This window comes from Micrococcus sp. 093350064-1, from assembly GCF_053627955.1.
This window is the reverse complement of sequence record NZ_JBSEYU010000002.1, coordinates 229,182-248,393: the sequence shown is the minus strand read 5'-3', so window position 1 is coordinate 248,393 and position 19,212 is coordinate 229,182. Positions and strand designations below refer to the sequence as shown.

17 protein-coding genes are annotated in these 19,212 nt (G+C 68.8%); all 17 read right to left on the bottom strand.

Translation table 11 applies throughout. From position 1 onward, the window contains the following. Window positions 1-26 precede the first annotated feature (26 nt). The 17 genes from rplW to nusG all read right to left on the bottom strand — a co-directional run bounded on the left by rplW (window position 27) and on the right by nusG (window position 19,198). Complete coding sequence (gene rplW / locus ACUW6W_RS03210) at window positions 27-332, bottom strand: 50S ribosomal protein L23 (protein ID WP_002857471.1); 306 nt, start codon at window positions 330-332, stop codon at window positions 27-29. Beyond that, window positions 329-964, bottom strand: coding sequence for a 50S ribosomal protein L4 (gene rplD / locus ACUW6W_RS03205; RefSeq protein ID WP_041103272.1), 636 nt, complete (start codon window positions 962-964; stop codon window positions 329-331). Before rplD ends, rplW begins: the two co-directional genes overlap by 4 nt. Before the next feature lie 4 nt (window positions 965-968). Next, on the bottom strand, window positions 969-1,619 hold the full coding sequence (gene rplC, locus ACUW6W_RS03200; RefSeq protein ID WP_036317759.1) for a 50S ribosomal protein L3: 651 nt from the start codon (window positions 1,617-1,619) through the stop codon (window positions 969-971). A 20-nt stretch (window positions 1,620-1,639) separates the two neighbouring features. Beyond that, window positions 1,640-1,948, bottom strand: coding sequence for a 30S ribosomal protein S10 (gene rpsJ / locus ACUW6W_RS03195; RefSeq protein WP_002857463.1), 309 nt, complete (start codon window positions 1,946-1,948; stop codon window positions 1,640-1,642). Between the two features lie 326 nt (window positions 1,949-2,274). Beyond that, window positions 2,275-2,742 (bottom strand): DUF3817 domain-containing protein, encoded by a 468-nt coding sequence (locus ACUW6W_RS03190; RefSeq protein ID WP_041103558.1) that lies wholly within the window; start codon window positions 2,740-2,742, stop codon window positions 2,275-2,277. Continuing rightward, window positions 2,739-2,879, bottom strand: a complete 141-nt coding sequence (locus ACUW6W_RS03185; protein WP_162833779.1) for a hypothetical protein — start codon at window positions 2,877-2,879, stop codon at window positions 2,739-2,741. The genes ACUW6W_RS03190 and ACUW6W_RS03185 overlap by 4 nt, the downstream gene beginning before the upstream one ends. Window positions 2,880-3,007: 128 nt before the next feature. Next, complete coding sequence (tuf, locus tag ACUW6W_RS03180; protein ID WP_036317754.1) at window positions 3,008-4,198, bottom strand: elongation factor Tu; 1,191 nt, start codon at window positions 4,196-4,198, stop codon at window positions 3,008-3,010. A 281-nt stretch (window positions 4,199-4,479) separates the two neighbouring features. Continuing rightward, on the bottom strand, window positions 4,480-6,594 hold the full coding sequence (fusA, locus tag ACUW6W_RS03175; protein ID WP_036381535.1) for an elongation factor G: 2,115 nt from the start codon (window positions 6,592-6,594) through the stop codon (window positions 4,480-4,482). Window positions 6,595-6,712: 118 nt separating this feature from the next. Further along, the gene (rpsG, locus tag ACUW6W_RS03170) at window positions 6,713-7,183 is read right to left on the bottom strand and encodes a 30S ribosomal protein S7 (RefSeq protein ID WP_010080379.1); all 471 of its coding nucleotides are present in this window, start codon (window positions 7,181-7,183) and stop codon (window positions 6,713-6,715) included. After that, window positions 7,183-7,557: a 30S ribosomal protein S12 gene (gene rpsL / locus ACUW6W_RS03165; RefSeq protein WP_002854787.1), complete on the bottom strand. Its 375-nt coding sequence runs from the start codon at window positions 7,555-7,557 to the stop codon at window positions 7,183-7,185. The genes rpsG and rpsL overlap by 1 nt, the downstream gene beginning before the upstream one ends. Before the next feature lie 310 nt (window positions 7,558-7,867). Beyond that, window positions 7,868-11,764 (bottom strand): DNA-directed RNA polymerase subunit beta', encoded by a 3,897-nt coding sequence (locus ACUW6W_RS03160; RefSeq protein WP_036317751.1) that lies wholly within the window; start codon window positions 11,762-11,764, stop codon window positions 7,868-7,870. A gap of 83 nt (window positions 11,765-11,847) precedes the next feature. Further along, entirely contained in the window at window positions 11,848-15,354 is a 3,507-nt protein-coding gene (rpoB, locus tag ACUW6W_RS03155; RefSeq protein WP_036317750.1) for a DNA-directed RNA polymerase subunit beta, read from the bottom strand. A 285-nt stretch (window positions 15,355-15,639) separates the two neighbouring features. Further along, on the bottom strand, window positions 15,640-16,029 hold the full coding sequence (rplL, locus tag ACUW6W_RS03150; protein WP_036317747.1) for a 50S ribosomal protein L7/L12: 390 nt from the start codon (window positions 16,027-16,029) through the stop codon (window positions 15,640-15,642). Between the two features lie 69 nt (window positions 16,030-16,098). Beyond that, window positions 16,099-16,620, bottom strand: coding sequence for a 50S ribosomal protein L10 (rplJ, locus tag ACUW6W_RS03145; RefSeq protein WP_002854782.1), 522 nt, complete (start codon window positions 16,618-16,620; stop codon window positions 16,099-16,101). A gap of 344 nt (window positions 16,621-16,964) precedes the next feature. After that, window positions 16,965-17,672, bottom strand: coding sequence for a 50S ribosomal protein L1 (gene rplA / locus ACUW6W_RS03140; protein ID WP_036317746.1), 708 nt, complete (start codon window positions 17,670-17,672; stop codon window positions 16,965-16,967). Window positions 17,673-17,749: 77 nt separating this feature from the next. Next, entirely contained in the window at window positions 17,750-18,181 is a 432-nt protein-coding gene (gene rplK / locus ACUW6W_RS03135; RefSeq protein WP_010080374.1) for a 50S ribosomal protein L11, read from the bottom strand. Between the two features lie 132 nt (window positions 18,182-18,313). After that, window positions 18,314-19,198 (bottom strand): transcription termination/antitermination protein NusG, encoded by an 885-nt coding sequence (nusG, locus tag ACUW6W_RS03130; RefSeq protein ID WP_036317744.1) that lies wholly within the window; start codon window positions 19,196-19,198, stop codon window positions 18,314-18,316. Between the last annotated feature and the right edge of the window lie 14 nt (window positions 19,199-19,212).

The window sequence follows — 19,212 nt, the reverse complement described above, 5'->3', positions numbered from 1 at the left end:
TCGATTAAGTGGTCTCCGCACGCCGATCAGGCGAGCGGACCTCCGAAGATGTCGATGGTCCCGTCCTTGAGCGTGACGATGGCACGCTTGGTGGACTTGCGCTGGCCCCACCCGAAGCGGGTGCGACGGCGCTTGCCGGAACGGTTCAGGGTGTTGACCGAGGCCACGTCGACGTTGAAGATGCGCTCCACCGCCTGCTTGATCTCGGACTTGTTGGAGCGCGGGTCGACCAGGAAGGTGTACTTGCCCTCGTCGATCAGACCGTAGCTCTTCTCCGACACGACGGGAGCGATGATCACGTCGCGGGGATCCTTGTTGATGGAGCCGCTCACTGGGCATCCTCCTTCTTGGCGCCGGAAGCCTGGGCCACGTACGCCTCGTAGGCCGCCTGGGTGAACACGACGTCGTCGGAGACGAGCACGTCGTAGGTGTTCAGCTGGTCGGCGTACAGGGTGTGGACCGCGGGCAGGTTGCGGGCGGACAGGGCGGCGACGTCGTCGGCCCGGTCGATCACCAGCAGCACGTTCTTGCGGCCGGTGTTCAGGGACGCGAGGCCCGCCTTGGCGGCCTTGGTGGACGGGGTGGTCCCGGACACGAGGGCCTCGATGACGTGGACGCGGCCGTTGCGGGCGCGGTCCGACAGGGCACCGCGCAGGGCGGCGGCCTTCATCTTCTTGGGGGTGCGCTGCGAGTAGTCACGCGGGGTCGGGCCGTGGACGACGCCACCACCGGTCATGTGCGGGGCGCGGATGGAGCCCTGACGTGCGCGGCCGGTGCCCTTCTGCTTGAACGGCTTGCGACCGGCACCGGACACCTCGCCGCGGCGCTTCGTCTTGTGCGTGCCCTGACGGGCGGCGGCGAGCTGGGCGACGACGACCTGGTGCATGAGCGGCACGTTGGACTGCACGTCGAAGAGCTCGGCGGGCAGATCGACCTGGACGGTCTTCACGGAGTTCTCAGCCATGGTCTCAGGCTCCCTTCACGGCGCTGCGGACGAGCACGACCTGGCCCTTGGAGCCGGGCACCGCGCCCTTGATCAGCAGGAGGTTGTTCTCCACGTCGATGCCGTGGAGGGTCAGGTTCATGGTGGTCTGGCGCACGGCGCCCATGCGACCGGGCATGCGCTGGCCCTTGAACACGCGGCCGGGGGTGGACGCGCCGCCCACGGAGCCGGGCTTGCGGTGGTTCTTGTGCTGGCCGTGCGAGGCGCCCACACCGGCGAAGCCGTGGCGCTTCATGGCGCCGGCGAAGCCCTTGCCCTTGGTGGTGCCCACGACGTCGACCTTCTGGCCGGCCTCGAAGACCTCCACGGTCACGTCCTGGCCGAGCGAGTACTCGGCGGCGTCGGCGGTGCGCAGCTCGACGAGGTGGCGACGCGGGGTCACGCCGGCCTTCTCGAAGTGACCGGCCAGGGGCTTGGTCACGCGGCGGGGATCGATCTGGCCGTAGGCGATCTGCACGGCGGTGTAGCCGTCGGTCTCCTCGGAGCGCAGCTGGGTGACGACGTTCGGGTCTGCCTTGACCACGGTCACAGGGATGAGCTTGTTGTCCTCATCCCAGACCTGGGTCATGCCGAGCTTCGTGCCCAGCAGGCCCTTGATGTTCTGGGTGTTGGTCATAGTCTCTCAGCACCTCCCTCTCAGAGCTTGATCTCGATGTTGACGTCCGCGGGCAGGTCCAGTCGCATGAGCGAGTCGACGGCCTTCGGGGTCGGGTCGATGATGTCGATGAGCCGCTTGTGGGTGCGCATCTCGAAATGCTCGCGGCTGTCCTTGTACTTGTGGGGAGAACGGATAACGCAGTACACGTTCTTCTCCGTCGGCAGCGGCACGGGGCCGACCACCGTCGCGCCTGCGCGCGTGACCGTGTCAACGATCTTGCGGGCCGAGACGTCGATGACCTCGTGGTCGTACGACTTCAGCCGGATGCGGATCTTCTGTCCCGCCATGGCGTCACGCCTCTCTCGTCGGGTGTGCTGTTCCTGTCCCTGTGCGGCGGATCGTGCCCGCCTTCTTGTCCTCCACCCGCGCGGGGCGAATCCGGTCGGACCGGGTTCCTCGCCGCCGCCGGACTCCGGTCCACGCGGTCGGGCGTGTCGCATTCCTGGGAGGGCACACGCCTGTGGCGGGTCGGAGTGGTGACGTCACATCTGGGCCGAGCTGCCGCCGCGAGACACACGACGACAGCGCAATGGCGCTTGAGCAACCGAATCAGTATAGACAGAAGCGGGCCCAGTCCGCCAATCGGCGGGCCGGGCCCGGCGGTCCCCCGGGCTCAGCGGCCCCACTCGGTGGGCGGGCCGGCATTGAGTAGCAGGGTGAAGACGACGGCGACCACGGCGACCGCCAGGAGCGCGCTGACCACCGGATGGCGCAGCACCACGACGAGAAGCCGTTCGAGGGGCCCCCGCTCCCCCGGCGCGCGGTCCACGACCTGCCACCGCGACGCCGGCTCGCCGCGCCGCCGCTGGGCCCGCTCGAACGGGACCGTCATGAACGGGACGATCGTCGAACCGAGGCCGAGGAGTCCGCGGGCCACGGGCCACCGCCCATCGATCCACACGGCGACCGTCACCACGAGGTAGCAGAGGAACACGAAGCCGTGGACGCCGCCGGCGATCGGCACCATCCGCTCCGTGACTCCGCCGTACTTGAGGCCCATGGCGATCAGCAGACCGGCCCAGGTGAACATCTCGGCCATCGCCGTGACGGCGAAGAGGCGGCGCGGGCCGGGCAGGCTCATCGCTCCAGCTCCCCGCCGCGGTTCGCGCGCCGGATGCGCCGGGCACGGTCGATCTCGGGACGGAAGGTCCGCAGCGCCCAGCGCACGGCCACGACGGCCACGGCGAGCACCACGATGAGGATGAGCAGTTCAGGCATGCTCCCCAGCCTAGCCGCCGCCGCCGCGCCGTCGTCGGACACGGCGACGCCCCCGCCTCCGGGGGACCCGGAGACGGGGGCGTCGCGCGTCAGCGGCTCAACGGAGCCACGAGACGGGATGCGTCAGATCACTTGGTGATCTTGGTGACGCGGCCGGAGCCCACGGTGCGGCCACCCTCGCGGATGGCGAAGCCGAGGCCCTCCTCCATGGCGATCGGCTGGATGAGCTCGACCGACATCTCGGTGGTGTCGCCGGGCATGACCATCTCGGTGCCCTCGGGCAGCGTGATGACGCCGGTGACGTCGGTGGTGCGGAAGTAGAACTGCGGGCGGTAGTTCGAGTAGAACGGGTTGTGACGGCCACCCTCGTCCTTGGACAGGATGTAGACGTTCGCCTCGAAGTTGGTGTGCGGGGTGATGGAGCCCGGCTCCACCACGACCTGGCCGCGCTCCACGTCGTCGCGCTTCAGGCCGCGCAGCAGCAGACCGCAGTTCTCGCCGGCCCAGGCCTCGTCGAGCTGCTTGTGGAACATCTCGATGCCGGTGACGGTGGTCTTCTGCACGTCGCGGATGCCGACGATCTCGACCTCGGAGTTGATCTTCAGGGTGCCGCGCTCGGCGCGACCGGTCACCACGGTGCCACGACCGGTGATGGTGAAGACGTCCTCGATCGGCATCAGGAACGGCTTGTCCTTGTCGCGGACCGGGTCCGGGATGAACTCGTCCACGGCCTCCATGAGGTCCTCGACGGACTTGACCCACTGGGGGTCGCCCTCGAGGGCCTTCAGACCGGAGGTGCGGATGACCGGGGCCTCGTCGCCGTCGAAGTCCTGGGAGGACAGCAGCTCGCGGACCTCCATCTCGACGAGCTCGAGGAGCTCCTCGTCCTCGACCATGTCCGACTTGTTCAGGGCCACGAGCAGGGCCGGCACGCCGACCTGGCGGGCCAGGAGCACGTGCTCACGGGTCTGGGCCATCGGGCCGTCGGTGGCGGCGACCACGAGGATCGCGCCGTCCATCTGAGCGGCGCCGGTGATCATGTTCTTGATGTAGTCGGCGTGACCGGGGGCGTCCACGTGGGCGTAGTGACGCTTCTCGGTCTGGTACTCCACGTGGGAGATGTTGATGGTGATGCCGCGCTGACGCTCCTCGGGGGCGGAGTCGATCGTCGCGAAGTCACGGGCCTCGTTCAGGTCCGGGTACTTGTCGTACAGGACCTTCGAGATGGCGGCGGTCAGCGTGGTCTTGCCGTGGTCAACGTGGCCGATGGTGCCGATGTTGACGTGCGGCTTCGTCCGCTCGAACTTTGCCTTTGCCACTAGTTCCTCCTAAGAACTGGTTCATCGTCAAGAAGACTGCTCAGCCGCCTGCGACGTGCTGACAACTTGACTGAGTCTACTCGGATGGTGCGGGGTTGGGGAAATCCCGGCCTCACGAGGGCCAGTCCGGTTCCAGGCCGTCGGGACCGCCGGAAGCGGACCGGACCTGACCCGTCCTGATCGCGGACCGCCGCGCCGGGGAGGGCGGTCCGGTCGCCCCGGGCCGGCCGCGGCTGCGGCGGCCGACCCGGGGCAGGTCGTTCAGAGCAGGTGACCTGCGGTCACTCGCCCTGGGACTTCTGGATGATCTCGTCCGCCACGGCCTTGGGGACCTCGGCGTAGGAGTGGAAGGTCATCGAGTACACCGCGCGGCCCTGCGTCTTGGAGCGCAGGTCGCCGATGTAGCCGAACATCTCCGACAGCGGCACGAGGGCGTTGACCACCTTCACGCCGGTGGCGTCCTCCATGGACTGGATCTGGCCGCGGCGGGAGTTCAGGTCGCCGATGACGTCGCCCATGAACTCCTCGGGGGTGCGGACCTCCACGGCCATCAGCGGCTCGAGGATGATCGGGTTGGCCTTGCGGACACCCTCCTTGAAGGCCTGGGAGCCGGCGATCTTGAACGCCATCTCCGAGGAGTCGACGTCGTGGTACGCGCCGTCGAGCAGGGTGGCCTTCACGCCGACCATCGGGTAGCCGGCCAGCACGCCGAACTGCATGGCGTCCTGGATGCCCGCGTCCACCGAGGGGATGTACTCGCGGGGCACGCGACCGCCGGTGACGGCGTTCTCGAACTCGTAGACCTCGCCCTCGGCGGTGTCCAGGGGCTCGAAGGACAGCTGCACCTTGGCGAACTGGCCGGAGCCGCCGGTCTGCTTCTTGTGCGTGTAGTCGACCTTGTCGACCTTGCGCTTGATGGTCTCGCGGTACGCGACCTGGGGCTTGCCCACGTTGGCCTCGACCTTGAACTCGCGCTTCATACGGTCCACGAACACGTCCAGGTGGAGCTCGCCCATGCCGCCGATCTCGGTCTGGCCGGTCTCCTCGTTGAGGTTCACGCGGAACGTGGGGTCCTCGGCGACGAGCTTCTGGATGGCGGTGGAGAGCTTCTCCTGGTCACCCTTGGTCTTCGGCTCGATGGCCACGGAGATCACGGGCTCCGGGAAGGTCATCGACTCGAGGATGATCGGGTTCGCGGGATCGCACAGGGTGTCGCCCGTGGTGGTGTCCTTGAGGCCGATCACGGCGTAGATGTGGCCGGCGACCACCTCGTCCACCGGGTTCTCCTTGTTGGCGTGCATCTGGAACAGCTTGCCGATGCGCTCCTTCTTGCCCTTGGTGGCGTTGAGGATCTGCGCACCGGACTCCAGGCGGCCGGAGTACACGCGGATGAAGGTCAGCGTGCCGAAGAAGGGGTGCGTGGCGATCTTGAAGGCGAGCGCCGAGAACGGGGCCTCCTTCGACGCCTCGCGCTCCAGCACCTCCTCCTCGTCGTTCACGGCGTGGCCCTTGACGGAGCCGGCGTCCAGCGGGTTCGGCAGGTAGGCGACCACGGCGTCCAGCATCGGCTGCACGCCACGGTTCTTGAACGCGGAGCCGCAGAACACCGGGTAGGCCTCGGCGTTCACGGTCAGCTGGCGCACGCCGGCCTGGATCTCCTCGACGGTGAGCTCCTCGCCCTCGAGGTACTTCTCCATGAGCTCCTCGGAGGTCTCGGCGACGGCCTCGACGAGCTCGTTGCGGTACTCCTCGGCCTTCTCCTGGAGCTCGGCGGGGATCTCGCGGGTCTCATAGGAGGCGCCCATGGTGACGTCGCCCTTGGCGTCACCCGGCCACACGAAGGCCTTCATGGAGAGCAGGTCGACGACGCCCACGAAGTCGTTCTCGGCGCCGATCGGCAGCTGCATCACGAGCGGACGCGCGCCGAGGCGCTTCACGATGGTGTCGACGGTGAAGTAGAAGTCCGCGCCCAGCTTGTCCATCTTGTTGACGAAGCAGATGCGCGGGACGTTGTACTTGTCCGCCTGGCGCCACACGGTCTCCGACTGGGGCTCCACGCCCTCCTTGCCGTCGAACACGGCGACGGCGCCGTCGAGCACGCGCAGCGAGCGCTCCACCTCGACCGTGAAGTCCACGTGGCCGGGGGTGTCGATGATGTTGATCTGGTGGTCGTTCCAGAAGCAGGTCACCGCGGCGGAGGTGATGGTGATGCCGCGCTCCTTCTCCTGCTCCATCCAGTCCGTCGTCGCGCCGCCGTCGTGGGTCTCGCCCAGCTTGTGGTTGACACCCGTGTAGAACAGGATGCGCTCGGTGGTGGTGGTCTTGCCGGCATCGATGTGGGCCATGATGCCGATGTTGCGGACCTTGTGCAGGTCGGTCAGCACGTCCTGTGCCACGGTGTCTCCCTTGGTCGGGTGGAATGGGGGGGCTCGTGAGGTGGATGCGGTGGGTGGCCCGTCCGAGAGGACGCACCTGCGGCCCGAGGCGCGGATCGCGCGCCCCGGGCCACACGGATCACCAGCGGTAGTGGGCGAAGGCCTTGTTGGCCTCGGCCATCTTGTGGGTGTCCTCGCGACGCTTCACGGCGCCGCCCAGGCCGTTCGAGGCGTCCAGGATCTCGTTCATCAGACGCTCGGTCATGGTCTTCTCACGGCGGGCCTTGGAGAAGCCGACCAGCCAGCGCAGGGCCAGGGCCGTGGAGCGGCCCGGCTTGACCTCGACGGGCACCTGGTAGGTGGCGCCGCCGACGCGGCGGGAGCGCACCTCGAGGGCCGGCTTGATGTTGTCCATGGCCTTCTTGAGGGTGGCCACGGGATCGGCGCCGTTCTTGGCACGGGCGCCCTCGAGCGCGCCGTACACGATGCGCTCGGCGGTGGACTTCTTGCCGTCGACGAGCACCTTGTTGATCAGCTGCGTGACCAGCGGGGAGCCGTAGACGGGATCGACGACGAGGGGGCGCTTCGGCGCAGGACCCTTACGAGGCATTACTTCTTCTCCTTCTTGGCGCCGTAGCGGGAGCGGGCCTGGCCGCGGTTCTTCACGCCCTGGGTGTCGAGGGCGCCGCGCACGATCTTGTAGCGCACGCCGGGCAGGTCCTTCACACGACCGCCGCGGACGAGCACGATCGAATGCTCCTGCAGGTTGTGGCCCTCGCCGGGGATGTAGGCCGTGACCTCGATGCCGCCGTTCAGGCGCACACGGGCGACCTTGCGCAGCGCCGAGTTCGGCTTCTTGGGCGTGGTGGTGTACACACGGGTGCACACGCCACGACGCATGGGGTTCCCCTGCAGGGCAGGGGCCTTCGTATTGACGACCTTGGGTGAGCGGCCCTTGCGGACCAGCTGCTGAATCGTAGGCACTCTTCAGCCTTCCTGTGTTTCGGTGATCGCTGACGTGATCGACCGGCGCCCGGGGCGCCGGCTGCTCGTTCCTCTGCTCTGCCTCTCCCTGTGGGGGCTCGCAACGAGCAGACGTCCGCAGGCGTGCAAAAGTGTGGCATCTGCCGCGCAATGACCCCGCGACCCGGACAGCGTCCAATTTGCCACACGAAAAACAATCCTTGACAGCATAGCACGCCCCGGCGCCGTCGACGAGCCGGCCCCGCACGCCAAGGGGCCCGCCGCTCCCCCGCGTGAGCGGCGGAACGGCGGGCCCCCTGGGGGACGGGGATCAGGCGCGGAAGTCGCCCCCGCGGTCGTAGTCGTCCAACGAGACGGCGTGGAAGTCGTTCTCGCCGAGCGACTGGTCCAGACCCGGGTAGTCGAAGTCCGCGAAGCCGGCCGGCGAGGCGAACAGGTTGGCCTTCGCCTCCTCCGTCGGCTCCACGACGGTCTTCGTGTAGCGGTCCAGGCCCGTGCCGGCCGGGATCAGCTTGCCGATGATCACGTTCTCCTTCAGGCCCAGCAGCGGGTCGGACTTGCCCTCCATGGCCGCCTGCGTCAGGACGCGGGTCGTCTCCTGGAAGGACGCGGCCGACAGCCACGAGTCCGTGGCCAGCGAGGCCTTCGTGATGCCCATCAGCTCGTCGCGGCCGGAGGCCGGCTGGCGGCCCTCAGCGACGGCGGCGCGGTTGGCGGCCACGAAGCGCGCCCGGTCCGTGAGCTCGCCCGGCAGCAGGTCGGTGTCACCGGACTCGATGACGGTGATGCGACGCAGCATCTGCCGGACGATGACCTCCACGTGCTTGTCGTGGATGCCCACGCCCTGGGACTGGTACACGTTCTGCACCTCGTCCACGAGGAACCGCTGCGCGGCCCGCGGGCCGAGCACGCGCAGGACCTGCTTCGGGTCCACGGCGCCGGCCACGAGCTGCGTGCCCACCGGCACGTGCTCGCCGTCGGCCACGAGGATGCGCGCACGGCGCAGCACCGGGTAGGCGATCTCCTCGGAGCCGTCGTCCGGCGTGAGCAGCAGGCGCACGGACGCCTCGGTGTCCTCGATGGTCACGCGGCCGGCGACCTCGGAGATCGGGGCCACGCCCTTCGGGGTGCGGGCCTCGAAGAGCTCCTGGATGCGGGGCAGACCCTGCGTGATGTCGTCGGCCGAGGCCACACCGCCGGTGTGGAACGTGCGCATGGTGAGCTGGGTGCCCGGCTCACCGATCGACTGGGCCGCGATGATGCCGACGGCCTCGCCGATGTCCACCAGCTGGCCGGTGGCCATGGAGCGGCCGTAGCACTTCGCGCAGGTGCCCACGGCGGACTCGCAGGTCAGGACCGAGCGGACCTTGATCTCCGTGACGCCGGCGGCCACCAGCTCGCCGATCAGCACGTCGCCCACGTCCGCACCGGCCGAGGCCAGCACCGTGCCGTCCTCGCCCGTGACGTCCTGGGCCAGCGTGCGGGCGAAGGCCGAGTTCTCGACCTGCTCGTGGGCCACCAGCTCGCCGTCGGCGTTCGGGGCGGCGATCGTGACGGACAGGCCGCGCTCGGTGCCGCAGTCGTCCTCGCGGACGATGACGTCCTGGGACACATCGACGAGACGACGGGTCAGGTAGCCCGAGTTCGCGGTCTTCAGCGCGGTGTCCGCGAGGCCCTTGCGGGCGCCGTGGGTGGCGGAGAAGTACTCGAGCACGGACAGGCCCTCGCGGTACGAGGACTTGATCGGACGCGGGATGATCTCACCCTTCGGGTTGGCCACGAGGCCGCGGATGCCCGCGATCTGGCGCACCTGGAGCCAGTTGCCTCGCGCACCGGAGGACACCATGCGGTTGATGGTGTTGAGCTCCGGCAGGCCGTCCTTCATGGCCGCGGCGACCTCGTCGGTGGCCTTGTTCCAGATGTCGATCAGCTCGGAGCGACGCTCGTCGTCCGCGATCAGGCCCTTGTCGTACTGCTGCTGCACGCGCTGGGCCTGCTCCTCGTAGCCCTCCATGATGGCGGCCTTGTCGAAGTCGGAGGTGATGTCCGAGATCGCCACGGTCACACCCGACCAGGTGCCCCAGTGGAAGCCGGCGTCCTTGAGGTTGTCCAGCGTCTGCGCGGTGACGACCATCGGGTAGCGCTCGGCCAGGTCGTTGACCAGCTGACCGAGGGTGCCCTTGGTCGCCTGCTTGTCCAGCCACGGGTAGTCGTCCGGCAGCAGCTCGTTGAACAGCACCTTGCCCAGGGTGGTCTCGATGAGGGCGATCTCGCCCTCGGACCAGCCCTCGGGGGCCGGCACGTCCGCCGACGGCACGAAGCCCTCGACGCCGATCCGCGCGGGCGCGTTCAGGTGCAGGTCGCCGCCGTCGAACGCCATGATGGCCTCGCCGACGGTCGCGTACAGGTTGCCCGCGCCGACCTCGTCCGGACGCACCGTGGTGAGGTGGTTCAGTCCGATGATCATGTCCTGGGCCGGCACGGCGACCGCACGGCCGTCCGAGGGCTTCAGGATGTTGTGGCTCGAGAGCATGAGCAGGCGCGCCTCGGCCTGGGCCTCCGGCGACAGGGGCAGGTGGACCGCCATCTGGTCGCCGTCGAAGTCCGCGTTGAACGCGGAGCAGACCAGCGGGTGCAGCTGCAGGGCCTTGCCTTCCACGAGCTGCGGCTCGAAGGCCTGGATGCCCAGACGGTGCAGGGTGGGGGCGCGGTTCAGCAGGACCGGGTGCTCGGTGATGACCTCCTCGAGCACGTCCCAGACCTGCGGACGGAAGCGCTCCACCATGCGCTTGGCGGACTTGATGTTCTGCGCGTGGTTCAGGTCCACGAGACGCTTCATCACGAACGGCTTGAACAGCTCCAGCGCCATCTGCTTCGGCAGGCCGCACTGGTGCAGCTTGAGCTGGGGACCCACCACGATGACCGAGCGGCCCGAGTAGTCCACGCGCTTGCCGAGCAGGTTCTGACGGAACCGGCCCTGCTTGCCCTTGAGCATGTCGGAGAGTGACTTGAGCGGGCGGTTGCCCGGGCCGGTCACCGGCCGGCCGCGGCGGCCGTTGTCGAACAGCGAGTCCACGGCCTCCTGCAGCATGCGCTTCTCGTTGTTGACGATGATCTCGGGCGCGCCGAGGTCGAGCAGCCGCTTCAGGCGGTTGTTGCGGTTGATCACGCGACGGTACAGGTCGTTGAGGTCGGAGGTCGCGAAGCGGCCGCCGTCCAGCTGCACCATCGGACGCAGCTCCGGCGGGATCACCGGGACGGCGTCCAGGACCATGCCCTCGGGCGAGTTGTCCGTGGTCAGGAACGCGTTGACGACCTTCAGGCGCTTCAGGGCGCGGGTCTTGCGCTGGCCCTTGCCCGTCTTGATGGTCTCACGCAGCATCTCGGACTCGGCCTCGAGGTCGAAGGTCTGCAGGCGACGCTGGATCGCCTCCGCGCCCATCGAGCCCTCGAAGTACTGGCCGTACTTGTCCCGCATGGCGCGGTACAGACCCTCGTCGCCCTCGAGGTCGGCGACCTTGAGGTTCTTGAAGCGGTCCCAGACCTGCTCCTTGCGGTCCAGGTCCGCGTCCGCGCGCTTGCGGATCTGCGCCATGGTCTTGTCCGCGGCGTCGCGGGCCTTCTTCTTCTCGGCGGCCTTGGCGCCCTCGGACTCCAGCTTGGCCAGGTCCTTCTCGAGGTCGGCGGCCACCGCGGCGATGTCGGAGTCACGCTGGTCGGCCAGGACACGGGTCTCCTGGTCGTACTCGGCCTGGAGGTTGGCCAGGTCGCGGTGCCGGGCCTCCTCGTCCACCGAGGTGATCATGTACGCCGCGAAGTAGATGACCTTCTCGAGGTCCTTCGGCGCCAGGTCCAGCAGGTAGCCCAGGCGCGAGGGCACGCCCTTGAAGTACCAGATGTGGGTGACCGGCGCGGCCAGCTCGATGTGGCCCATGCGGTCGCGGCGCACCTTCGAGCGGGTCACCTCGACGCCGCAGCGCTCGCAGATGATGCCCTTGAAGCGCACGCGCTTGTACTTGCCGCACGCGCACTCCCAGTCACGGGTGGGGCCGAAGATCTTCTCGCAGAAGAGTCCGTCCTTCTCCGGCTTCAGGGTGCGGTAGTTGATGGTCTCCGGCTTCTTGACCTCGCCGTAGGACCAGCGGCGGATGTCCTCCGCCGTGGCCAGGCCGATGCGCATCAGGCCGAAAGAGTTGTCAGTGGACATGCTGTTCACGCTCATGCTCCGGTGAACTCCCTTGGTTCAGTGGTTCTCAGGTGACGTCTTGTGGATGCGGGATCGGGCCCGGCTCAGACTTCCTCCACCGAGCTGGGCTCGGCGTGGGAGAGGTCGATGCCCAGCTCCTCGGCGGCGCGGTAGACCTCGTCCTCCGCGTCGCGCATCTCGATGGCCTGGCCGTCGGCGGAGAGGACCTCCACGTTCAGGCAGAGGGACTGCATCTCCTTGATGAGCACCTTGAAGGACTCGGGAACACCCGGCTCCGGGATGTTCTCGCCCTTGACGATGGCCTCGTAGACCTTCACGCGGCCGTGGATGTCGTCGGACTTGATGGTCAGCAGCTCCTGGAGGGTGAACGCCGCGCCGTACGCCTCGAGCGCCCACACCTCCATCTCGCCGAAGCGCTGGCCGCCGAACTGGGCCTTACCGCCCAGCGGCTGCTGCGTGATCATCGAGTACGGGCCCGTGGAACGGGCGTGGATCTTGTCGTCCACCAGGTGGTGCAGCTTGAGCATGTACATGTAGCCCACGGACACCGGGTCCGGGAACGGCTCGCCGGTGCGGCCGTCGAACAGCTGCGCCTTGCCGCTGTCGCTCATGAGACGGTCGCCGTCGCGGGTCACGTTCACGTGGCCGAGCAGGCCCGTGATCTCGTACGCCTCGGCGCCGTCGAACACCGGGGTGGCCACGTTGACCGGACCGGACTGCCGCGGGAAGTTCGGCAGGTCCTTGATCCACTCCGGCTCGCCCTGGATGTCCCAGCCGCGCGAGGCGGCCCAGCCCAGGTGCAGCTCCATGACCTGGCCGAGGTTCATGCGGCCGGGGACGCCGAGCGGGTTCAGCACGATGTCCACCGGGGTGCCGTCCGCCAGGAACGGCATGTCCTCGAGCGGCAGGATCTTCGAGATGACGCCCTTGTTGCCGTGGCGGCCGGCCATCTTGTCGCCGTCGGTGATCTTGCGCTTCTGCGCCACGTAGACGCGCACCAGCTGGTTCACGCCCGGGGGCAGGTCGTCGTCCTCGTCGCGGTCGAAGATGCGCACGCCGATGACGGTGCCGGACTCGCCGTGCGGCACCTTCAGGGACGTGTCGCGGACCTCGCGGGACTTCTCGCCGAAGATCGCGCGCAGCAGGCGCTCCTCCGGGGTCAGCTCGGTCTCGCCCTTCGGGGTCACGCGGCCGACCAGGATGTCGCCGGCCTCCACCTCGGCGCCGATGTGGATGATGCCGCGCTCGTCGAGCTGCGAGAGCACCTCCTCGGACACGTTGGGGATGTCGCGCGTGATCTCCTCGGCGCCCAGCTTGGTGTCGCGGGCGTCGACCTCGTGCTCCTCGATGTGGATCGAGGTGAGGACGTCCTCCGAGACCATGCGCTGGGACAGGATGATCGCGTCCTCGTAGTTCAGGCCCTCCCAGGGCATGAACGCGACGAGGAGGTTCTTGCCGAGCGCGAGCTCGCCGTTGTCCGTGGCGGGACCGTCGGCGATGATGCTCAGCGGCTCCACCCGCTCGCCCTCGGAGACGCGCACCCGCTGGTTGTAGGCGTTGCCCTGGTTCGAGCGGGCGAACTTCATGATCGGGTAGTGCGTGGTGGTGCCGTCGTCGTTCATGACGGTCACCAGGTCCGCGGCCACCTCGGTCACGACGCCGCCCTGGGTGGCCGTCACGGAGTCGCCCGCGTCCACGGCCACGTACTTCTCCATGCCGGTGCCCACGTAGGGGGCCTCGGAGCGGAGCAGCGGCACGGCCTGACGCTGCATGTTCGCGCCCATGAGCGCGCGGTTGGCGTCGTCGTGCTCGAGGAACGGGATCAGGGCGGTGGCCGCCGACACCATCTGGCGCGGGGACACGTCCATGTAGTCGATCTCGTCCACGGTCGAGAGCACGGGCTCGCCGTCGCCGCCGCGCTGGCGGCAGAGCACGAACTCCTCCTCGAACCGGCCGTCCTCATCCACCGGGGCGTTCGCCTGGGCGATCTGGAAGGCCAGCTCGTCGTCGGCGGTCAGGTAGTCCACGGTGTCCGTGACCCGGCCGTCGACCACGCGGCGGTACGGGGTCTCGATGAAGCCGAAGGAGTTGATCCGGCCGAAGGTCGCCAGCGACCCGATGAGGCCGATGTTCGGGCCTTCCGGGGTCTCGATGGGGCACATGCGGCCGTAGTGCGACGGGTGGACGTCACGGACCTCCATGCCGGCACGGTCGCGGGACAGGCCGCCCGGGCCGAGCGCGGACAGGCGACGCTTGTGCGTCAGGCCGGCCAGCGGGTTGTTCTGGTCCATGAACTGGGACAGCTGCGAGGTGCCGAAGAACTCCTTGATCGCCGCCACCACGGGGCGGATGTTGATCAGGGTCTGCGGGGTGATCGCCTCGACGTCCTGGGTGGTCATGCGCTCGCGCACGACGCGCTCCATGCGGGACAGGCCGGTGCGGATCTGGTTCTCGATCAGCTCGCCCACCGCACGGATGCGACGGTTGCCGAAGTGGTCGATGTCGTCGATCTCCACGCGCACATCCACCGGCTCGCCGTCGCGCGTGCCCTTGATGACGGTCTCGCCGGCGTGCAGCGCGGCGATGAAGTGCACCATCTGGACGATGTCGTCCTCGGTGAGCACAGACGCGTTGGGGTCGCCGAGGTGCACGTCCACGCCGAGCTTGCGGTTGAGCTTGTAGCGGCCCACCTTGGCGAGGTCGTAGCGCTTCGGGGTGAAGTACAGGTTGTTCAGCAGCGTCTGCGCGGCGTCGACGGCGGCCGGCTCGCCCGGGCGCAGCTTGCGGTAGATGTCGAGCAGGGCCTCGTCCTGGTCCGCGGTGCCGTCCTTCTCGAGGGTGGCGCGGATGGAGTCGTAGTGGCCGAACTCCTCCAGGATGCGGGACTCGGTCCAGCCCATGGCCTTGAGCAGCACCGTCACGGGCTGCTTGCGCTTGCGGTCGAGGCGGACGCCGACCTGGTCACGCTTGTCCACCTCGAGCTCGAACCAGGCGCCGCGCGAGGGGATGATCTTCGCGGAGAAGATCTCCTTGTCCGAGGTCTTGTCCGGGGTGCGCTCGAAGTAGGCGCCCGGGGAGCGGACCAGCTGGGAGACGACGACGCGCTCGGTGCCGTTGATGATGAACGTGCCGTTGCGGGTCATCAGCGGGAAGTCGCCCATGAAGACGGTCTGCTGCTTGATCTCGCCGGTCGTGTTGTTCATGAACTCGGCCTTGACGTACAGCGGGGCGGAGAAGGTCGCGTCGCGATCCTTGCACTCCTCCTCCGTCATCTTCGCGTCGGCGAACTCGGGCTCGGCGAAGGACAGGGACATGGTGCCCTGGAAGTCCTCGATCGGGGAGATCTCCTCGAAGATGTCCGTCAGTCCCGAGGTGACGGGCACGGAGTGGTCGTCGGCGGCCAGGGCGGCGTCCACGCGCGCGGCCCACCGCTCATTGCCGATCAGGCGGTCGAACGACTCGGTCTGCAGCGCCAGCAGGTCCGGCACGTCCAGCGGCTCGGAGATCTTGGCGAAGGAGACGCGTCCGGCGGAGGCGCCGGATCGCGGGGAGACGGTAGCGGTTTCGTTGGAGGTGCTCGAGGCGACCACGTAGGATCCTTCCACAGGCCTTCTGGGTTCCGTTCGCTCCCCTGCCGCGAGACGGCGGCGCCGGCCCACCGCTATATGAAGGCCGTGCGGAACCGTGCGGGCCACGGCGGGACGCGAGGTCCTGCGGGCGGCACGGAACAGGGGAGATGCAAAGATCCATCCTATCCGCGCCCGTCGCCCCTGTCCAGCCGGGGGTGCGTGACCCGGGACGCCACGAGGCCCCCGGTCCGCAGCGCGGGTCCGGGGGCCTCGTGAGGAGGCGTGATGCGGCTCAGGCCGCGATCATCACTTGAGGGTGACGGTGGCGCCGGCGCCCTCGAGCTGCTCCTTGGCCTTCTCGGCGGTCTCCTTGTTGACGCCCTCGAGGATGGGCTTGGGAGCGCCGTCCACCAGGTCCTTGGCCTCCTTCAGGCCGAGGGAGGTGAGGGCGCGCACCTCCTTGATGACGCCGATCTTCTTGTCGCCGGCGGCCTCGAGGACGACGTCGAACTCGTCCTTCTCCTCGGCGGCGGCGGCCTCGGCACCGCCGGCGGCACCGCCGGCGGCGGCCACGGCCACGGGGGCGGCGGCGGTGACGTCGAACTTCTCCTCGAACGCCTTGATGAACTCGGACAGCTCGATGAGGGTCAGCTCCTCGAACGCGGCGAGCAGCTCTTCGGTGGTCAGCTTGGCCATGATGGCTCCTTTACGGGTACGTCTTGACTACGTGTGAAGTGGTGGGCCGTGCAGCCCGGGGCGGACTGCTCAGGCAGCCTCGCCCTGCGCGGCGCGCAGCGCCTCGACCGTGCGGACGGTCTTGGACAGCGGCGCCTGGAACAGGGCGGCAGCCTTGGACATGCTGCCCTTCATCGCGCCGGCGAACTTGGCCAGCAGCACCTCGCGGGACTCGAGGTCCGCGAGCTTCTTGATGCCGGCCTCGTCCAGGGGCTGGCCATCCATGTAGCCGCCCTTGAGCACGAGCTTCTCGTGATCCTTGGCAAAGTCACGCAGGGCCTTCGCGACGTTGACCGGGTCCCCGGTCACGAACGCGATCGCGGTGGGACCGGACAGGTGAGCCTCGAGGCCCTCCAGACCGGCGTCCTTGGCCGCGATCTCGGCCAGCGTGTTCTTCGCCACGGCGTAGGTCGCGTCCTGACGGATGGAGTCGCGCAGCTGCTTGAGCTCCGTCACCGTCAGGCCACGGTATTCCGTCAGAACAGCGGCGCTGGACTCACGGAACAGGTCCGTGAGCTCAGCCACCGCCGACTCCTTCGCGGACGTCGCCATGGCACTCCTCTCGATGATGCGTGGGAACCGCCACCCCGAGACGAGAAAGCGCCCCGTGCAGATGCACGGGGCGCAGCAGGAGCATCGACGCGGCCGGACCCGGAGGGTCGACGTGCGGATGCGAGCGTGGCTCACGTTCACCTGCGCGGGCCGTCTCCGTCAGGGAGATCCTTCGGTGGGCTCTGCCCGGAGGCAGGGCACCACGACCGGCGGTCTTCGGTAGGCACCAGCGTACACGTCCGGGGCGGGCCCGCAAAATCGACCCGGGACGACGCCGGCCGGTCGTCCCCGCTGCGGGGACGACCGGCCGACGTCGTGGGCCCCGATCACCGGGGCCGCGTGGCTCAGAGCTCGGAGGAGTCCACCGAGGTCACGTTCGGGTCCATGGGCACGCCCGGGCCGAAGGTGGTGGCCACGGTGGCCTTGGAGATGTAGCGGCCCTTGGAGGAGGACGGCTTCAGACGCAGGACCTCCTCGAGGGCTGCGGCGTAGTTCTCCACCAGGGCCTTGGCCTCGAAGGAGGTCTTGCCGATGATGAAGTGCAGGTTGGAGTGCTTGTCGACGCGGAAGTCGATCTTGCCGCCCTTGATGTCGGCCACGGCCTTGGCCACGTCCGGGGTCACGGTGCCGGTCTTGGGGTTCGGCATCAGGTTGCGGGGGCCGAGCACCTTGCCCAGACGGCCGACCTTGCCCATGAGCTCCGGGGAGGCCACGGCGGCGTCGAAGTCCACCCAGCCCTCGGAGATCCGGGCGATCAGGTCGTCGTCGCCCACGACGTCCGCGCCGGCGGCGCGGGCGGCCTCGGCGCGGTCACCGGTGGCGAACACGACGACGCGGGCGGTCTTGCCGGTGCCGTGGGGCAGGCTCACGGAGCCGCGGACCATCTGGTCGGCCTTGCGGGGGTCGACCGAGAGGCGGAGGGCCACCTCCACGGTGGCGTCGGTCTTGGAGGGGTTGGTCTCCTTGGCGAGGCGGATCGCCTCCACCGGCGAGTACAGATCCTCGCCGATCGCGGCCTTGGCCGCCTTGTATGCCTTGCTGCGCTGTGCCATCTGCGTTCTTCTCCTTGTGCAGTCGTGGTCTGCGGACCGCGCTCGGCCCTGCCACTGGAAGGGGGTGGGGGTGGGCGTCAGCCCTCGACGGTGATGCCCATCGAGCGGGCGGTGCCCGCGATGATCTTGGCGGCGGCCTGGACGTCGTTGGCGTTCAGGTCCTCCATCTTGGTCTGGGCGATCTCCTCGCACTGGGCCTGGGTCAGCGTGCCGACCTTGGCCGTGTGCGGGGTGGCGGAGCCCTTGGCGACGCCGGCGGCCTTCTTGATGAGCTCGGCGGCCGGCGGGGTCTTGGTCACGAAGGTGAACGAGCGGTCCTCGTACACGGTGATCTCGACCGGGACCACGTTGCCGCGCTGCGACTCGGTGGCGGCGTTGTACGCCTTGCAGAACTCCATGATGTTCACGCCGTGCTGGCCCAGGGCGGGGCCGATGGGCGGGGCCGGGTTGGCGGCGCCGGCCTGGATCTGAAGCTTGATCAGACCGGTGACCTTCTTCTTGGGAGCCATGAGTGGATCCTTCTCTCACTGGGGGACCCTCGGCGCAGGAGCGCACCGGGGGCGGTGGCCGCCGTGGCGCGGCGGCCGGTGCCGCGTCCGGGCCGGCAGGCGGCCGGCCCGGTGCGGAAGCGTCGGGTGTCCTCAGATGGCCTTGGTCACCTGGTTGAAGGACAGCGTCACGGGGGTCTCGCGCTCGAAGATCGAGACGAGCACCACGAGCTGCTGGGCCTCCGGCTTGATCTCGGAGATCGTGGCCGGGAGGGTCTCGAACGGGCCGTCGTTGACGGTGACCGACTCGCCGACCTCGAAGTCCACGTGGATCGCGGGGGCGGCGGGCGCGCCGGACTCGGCCGCGGCGGGGACGGCCAGGCCGGCCTTCTCGGCGGCGCGGGCGGCCTCCTGGATCACGGACGGGGCGAGCATGTCGTACACCTCGTCCAGGCTGAGCGGCTGCGGGTGGTGGGCGTCGTTGCCCACGAAGCCCGTGACGCCCGGGGTGTGCCGTACGACGCCCCACGAGGCGTCGTCGAGGTCCATGCGGACGAGCACGTAGCCCGGGATGCGCACGCGCGAGACGATCTTGCGCGTGGTGTTCTTGATCTCCACGACCTCCTCCATGGGGACCTCGATCTCGTAGATCGAGTCCTCCATGTCCTGGGTCAGGATGCGGGCCTCGAGGTTCGTCTTCACGCGCTTCTCGTAGCCGGCGTAGGTGTGGACGACGTACCAGTCGCCGGGCTGGCGGCGCAGGCGGGTGCGCAGCTCCTCGGCGGGGTCCACGGCGGGCTCGTCGTCGGACTGCTCCTCGACGGGGGTCGGTGCGTCCTCGCCCTCGGCGACGGCCAGGTCGGCCTCCTGCACGGTGGCCTCGGCGGTCTCGTCACCGCTGCCGGCGACCTCGTCCAGGGCGTCCTCGACGGGCGTGCCGGCGTCCTGCGCGGTCTCGGCGGTCTCCTCGGCCACGGCGTCCTCCGACATCGGGACGGACTCCTCGGCGGGCTGACGATCCAGTTCCTGCTCGGACACGGTTCCTGCTTTCT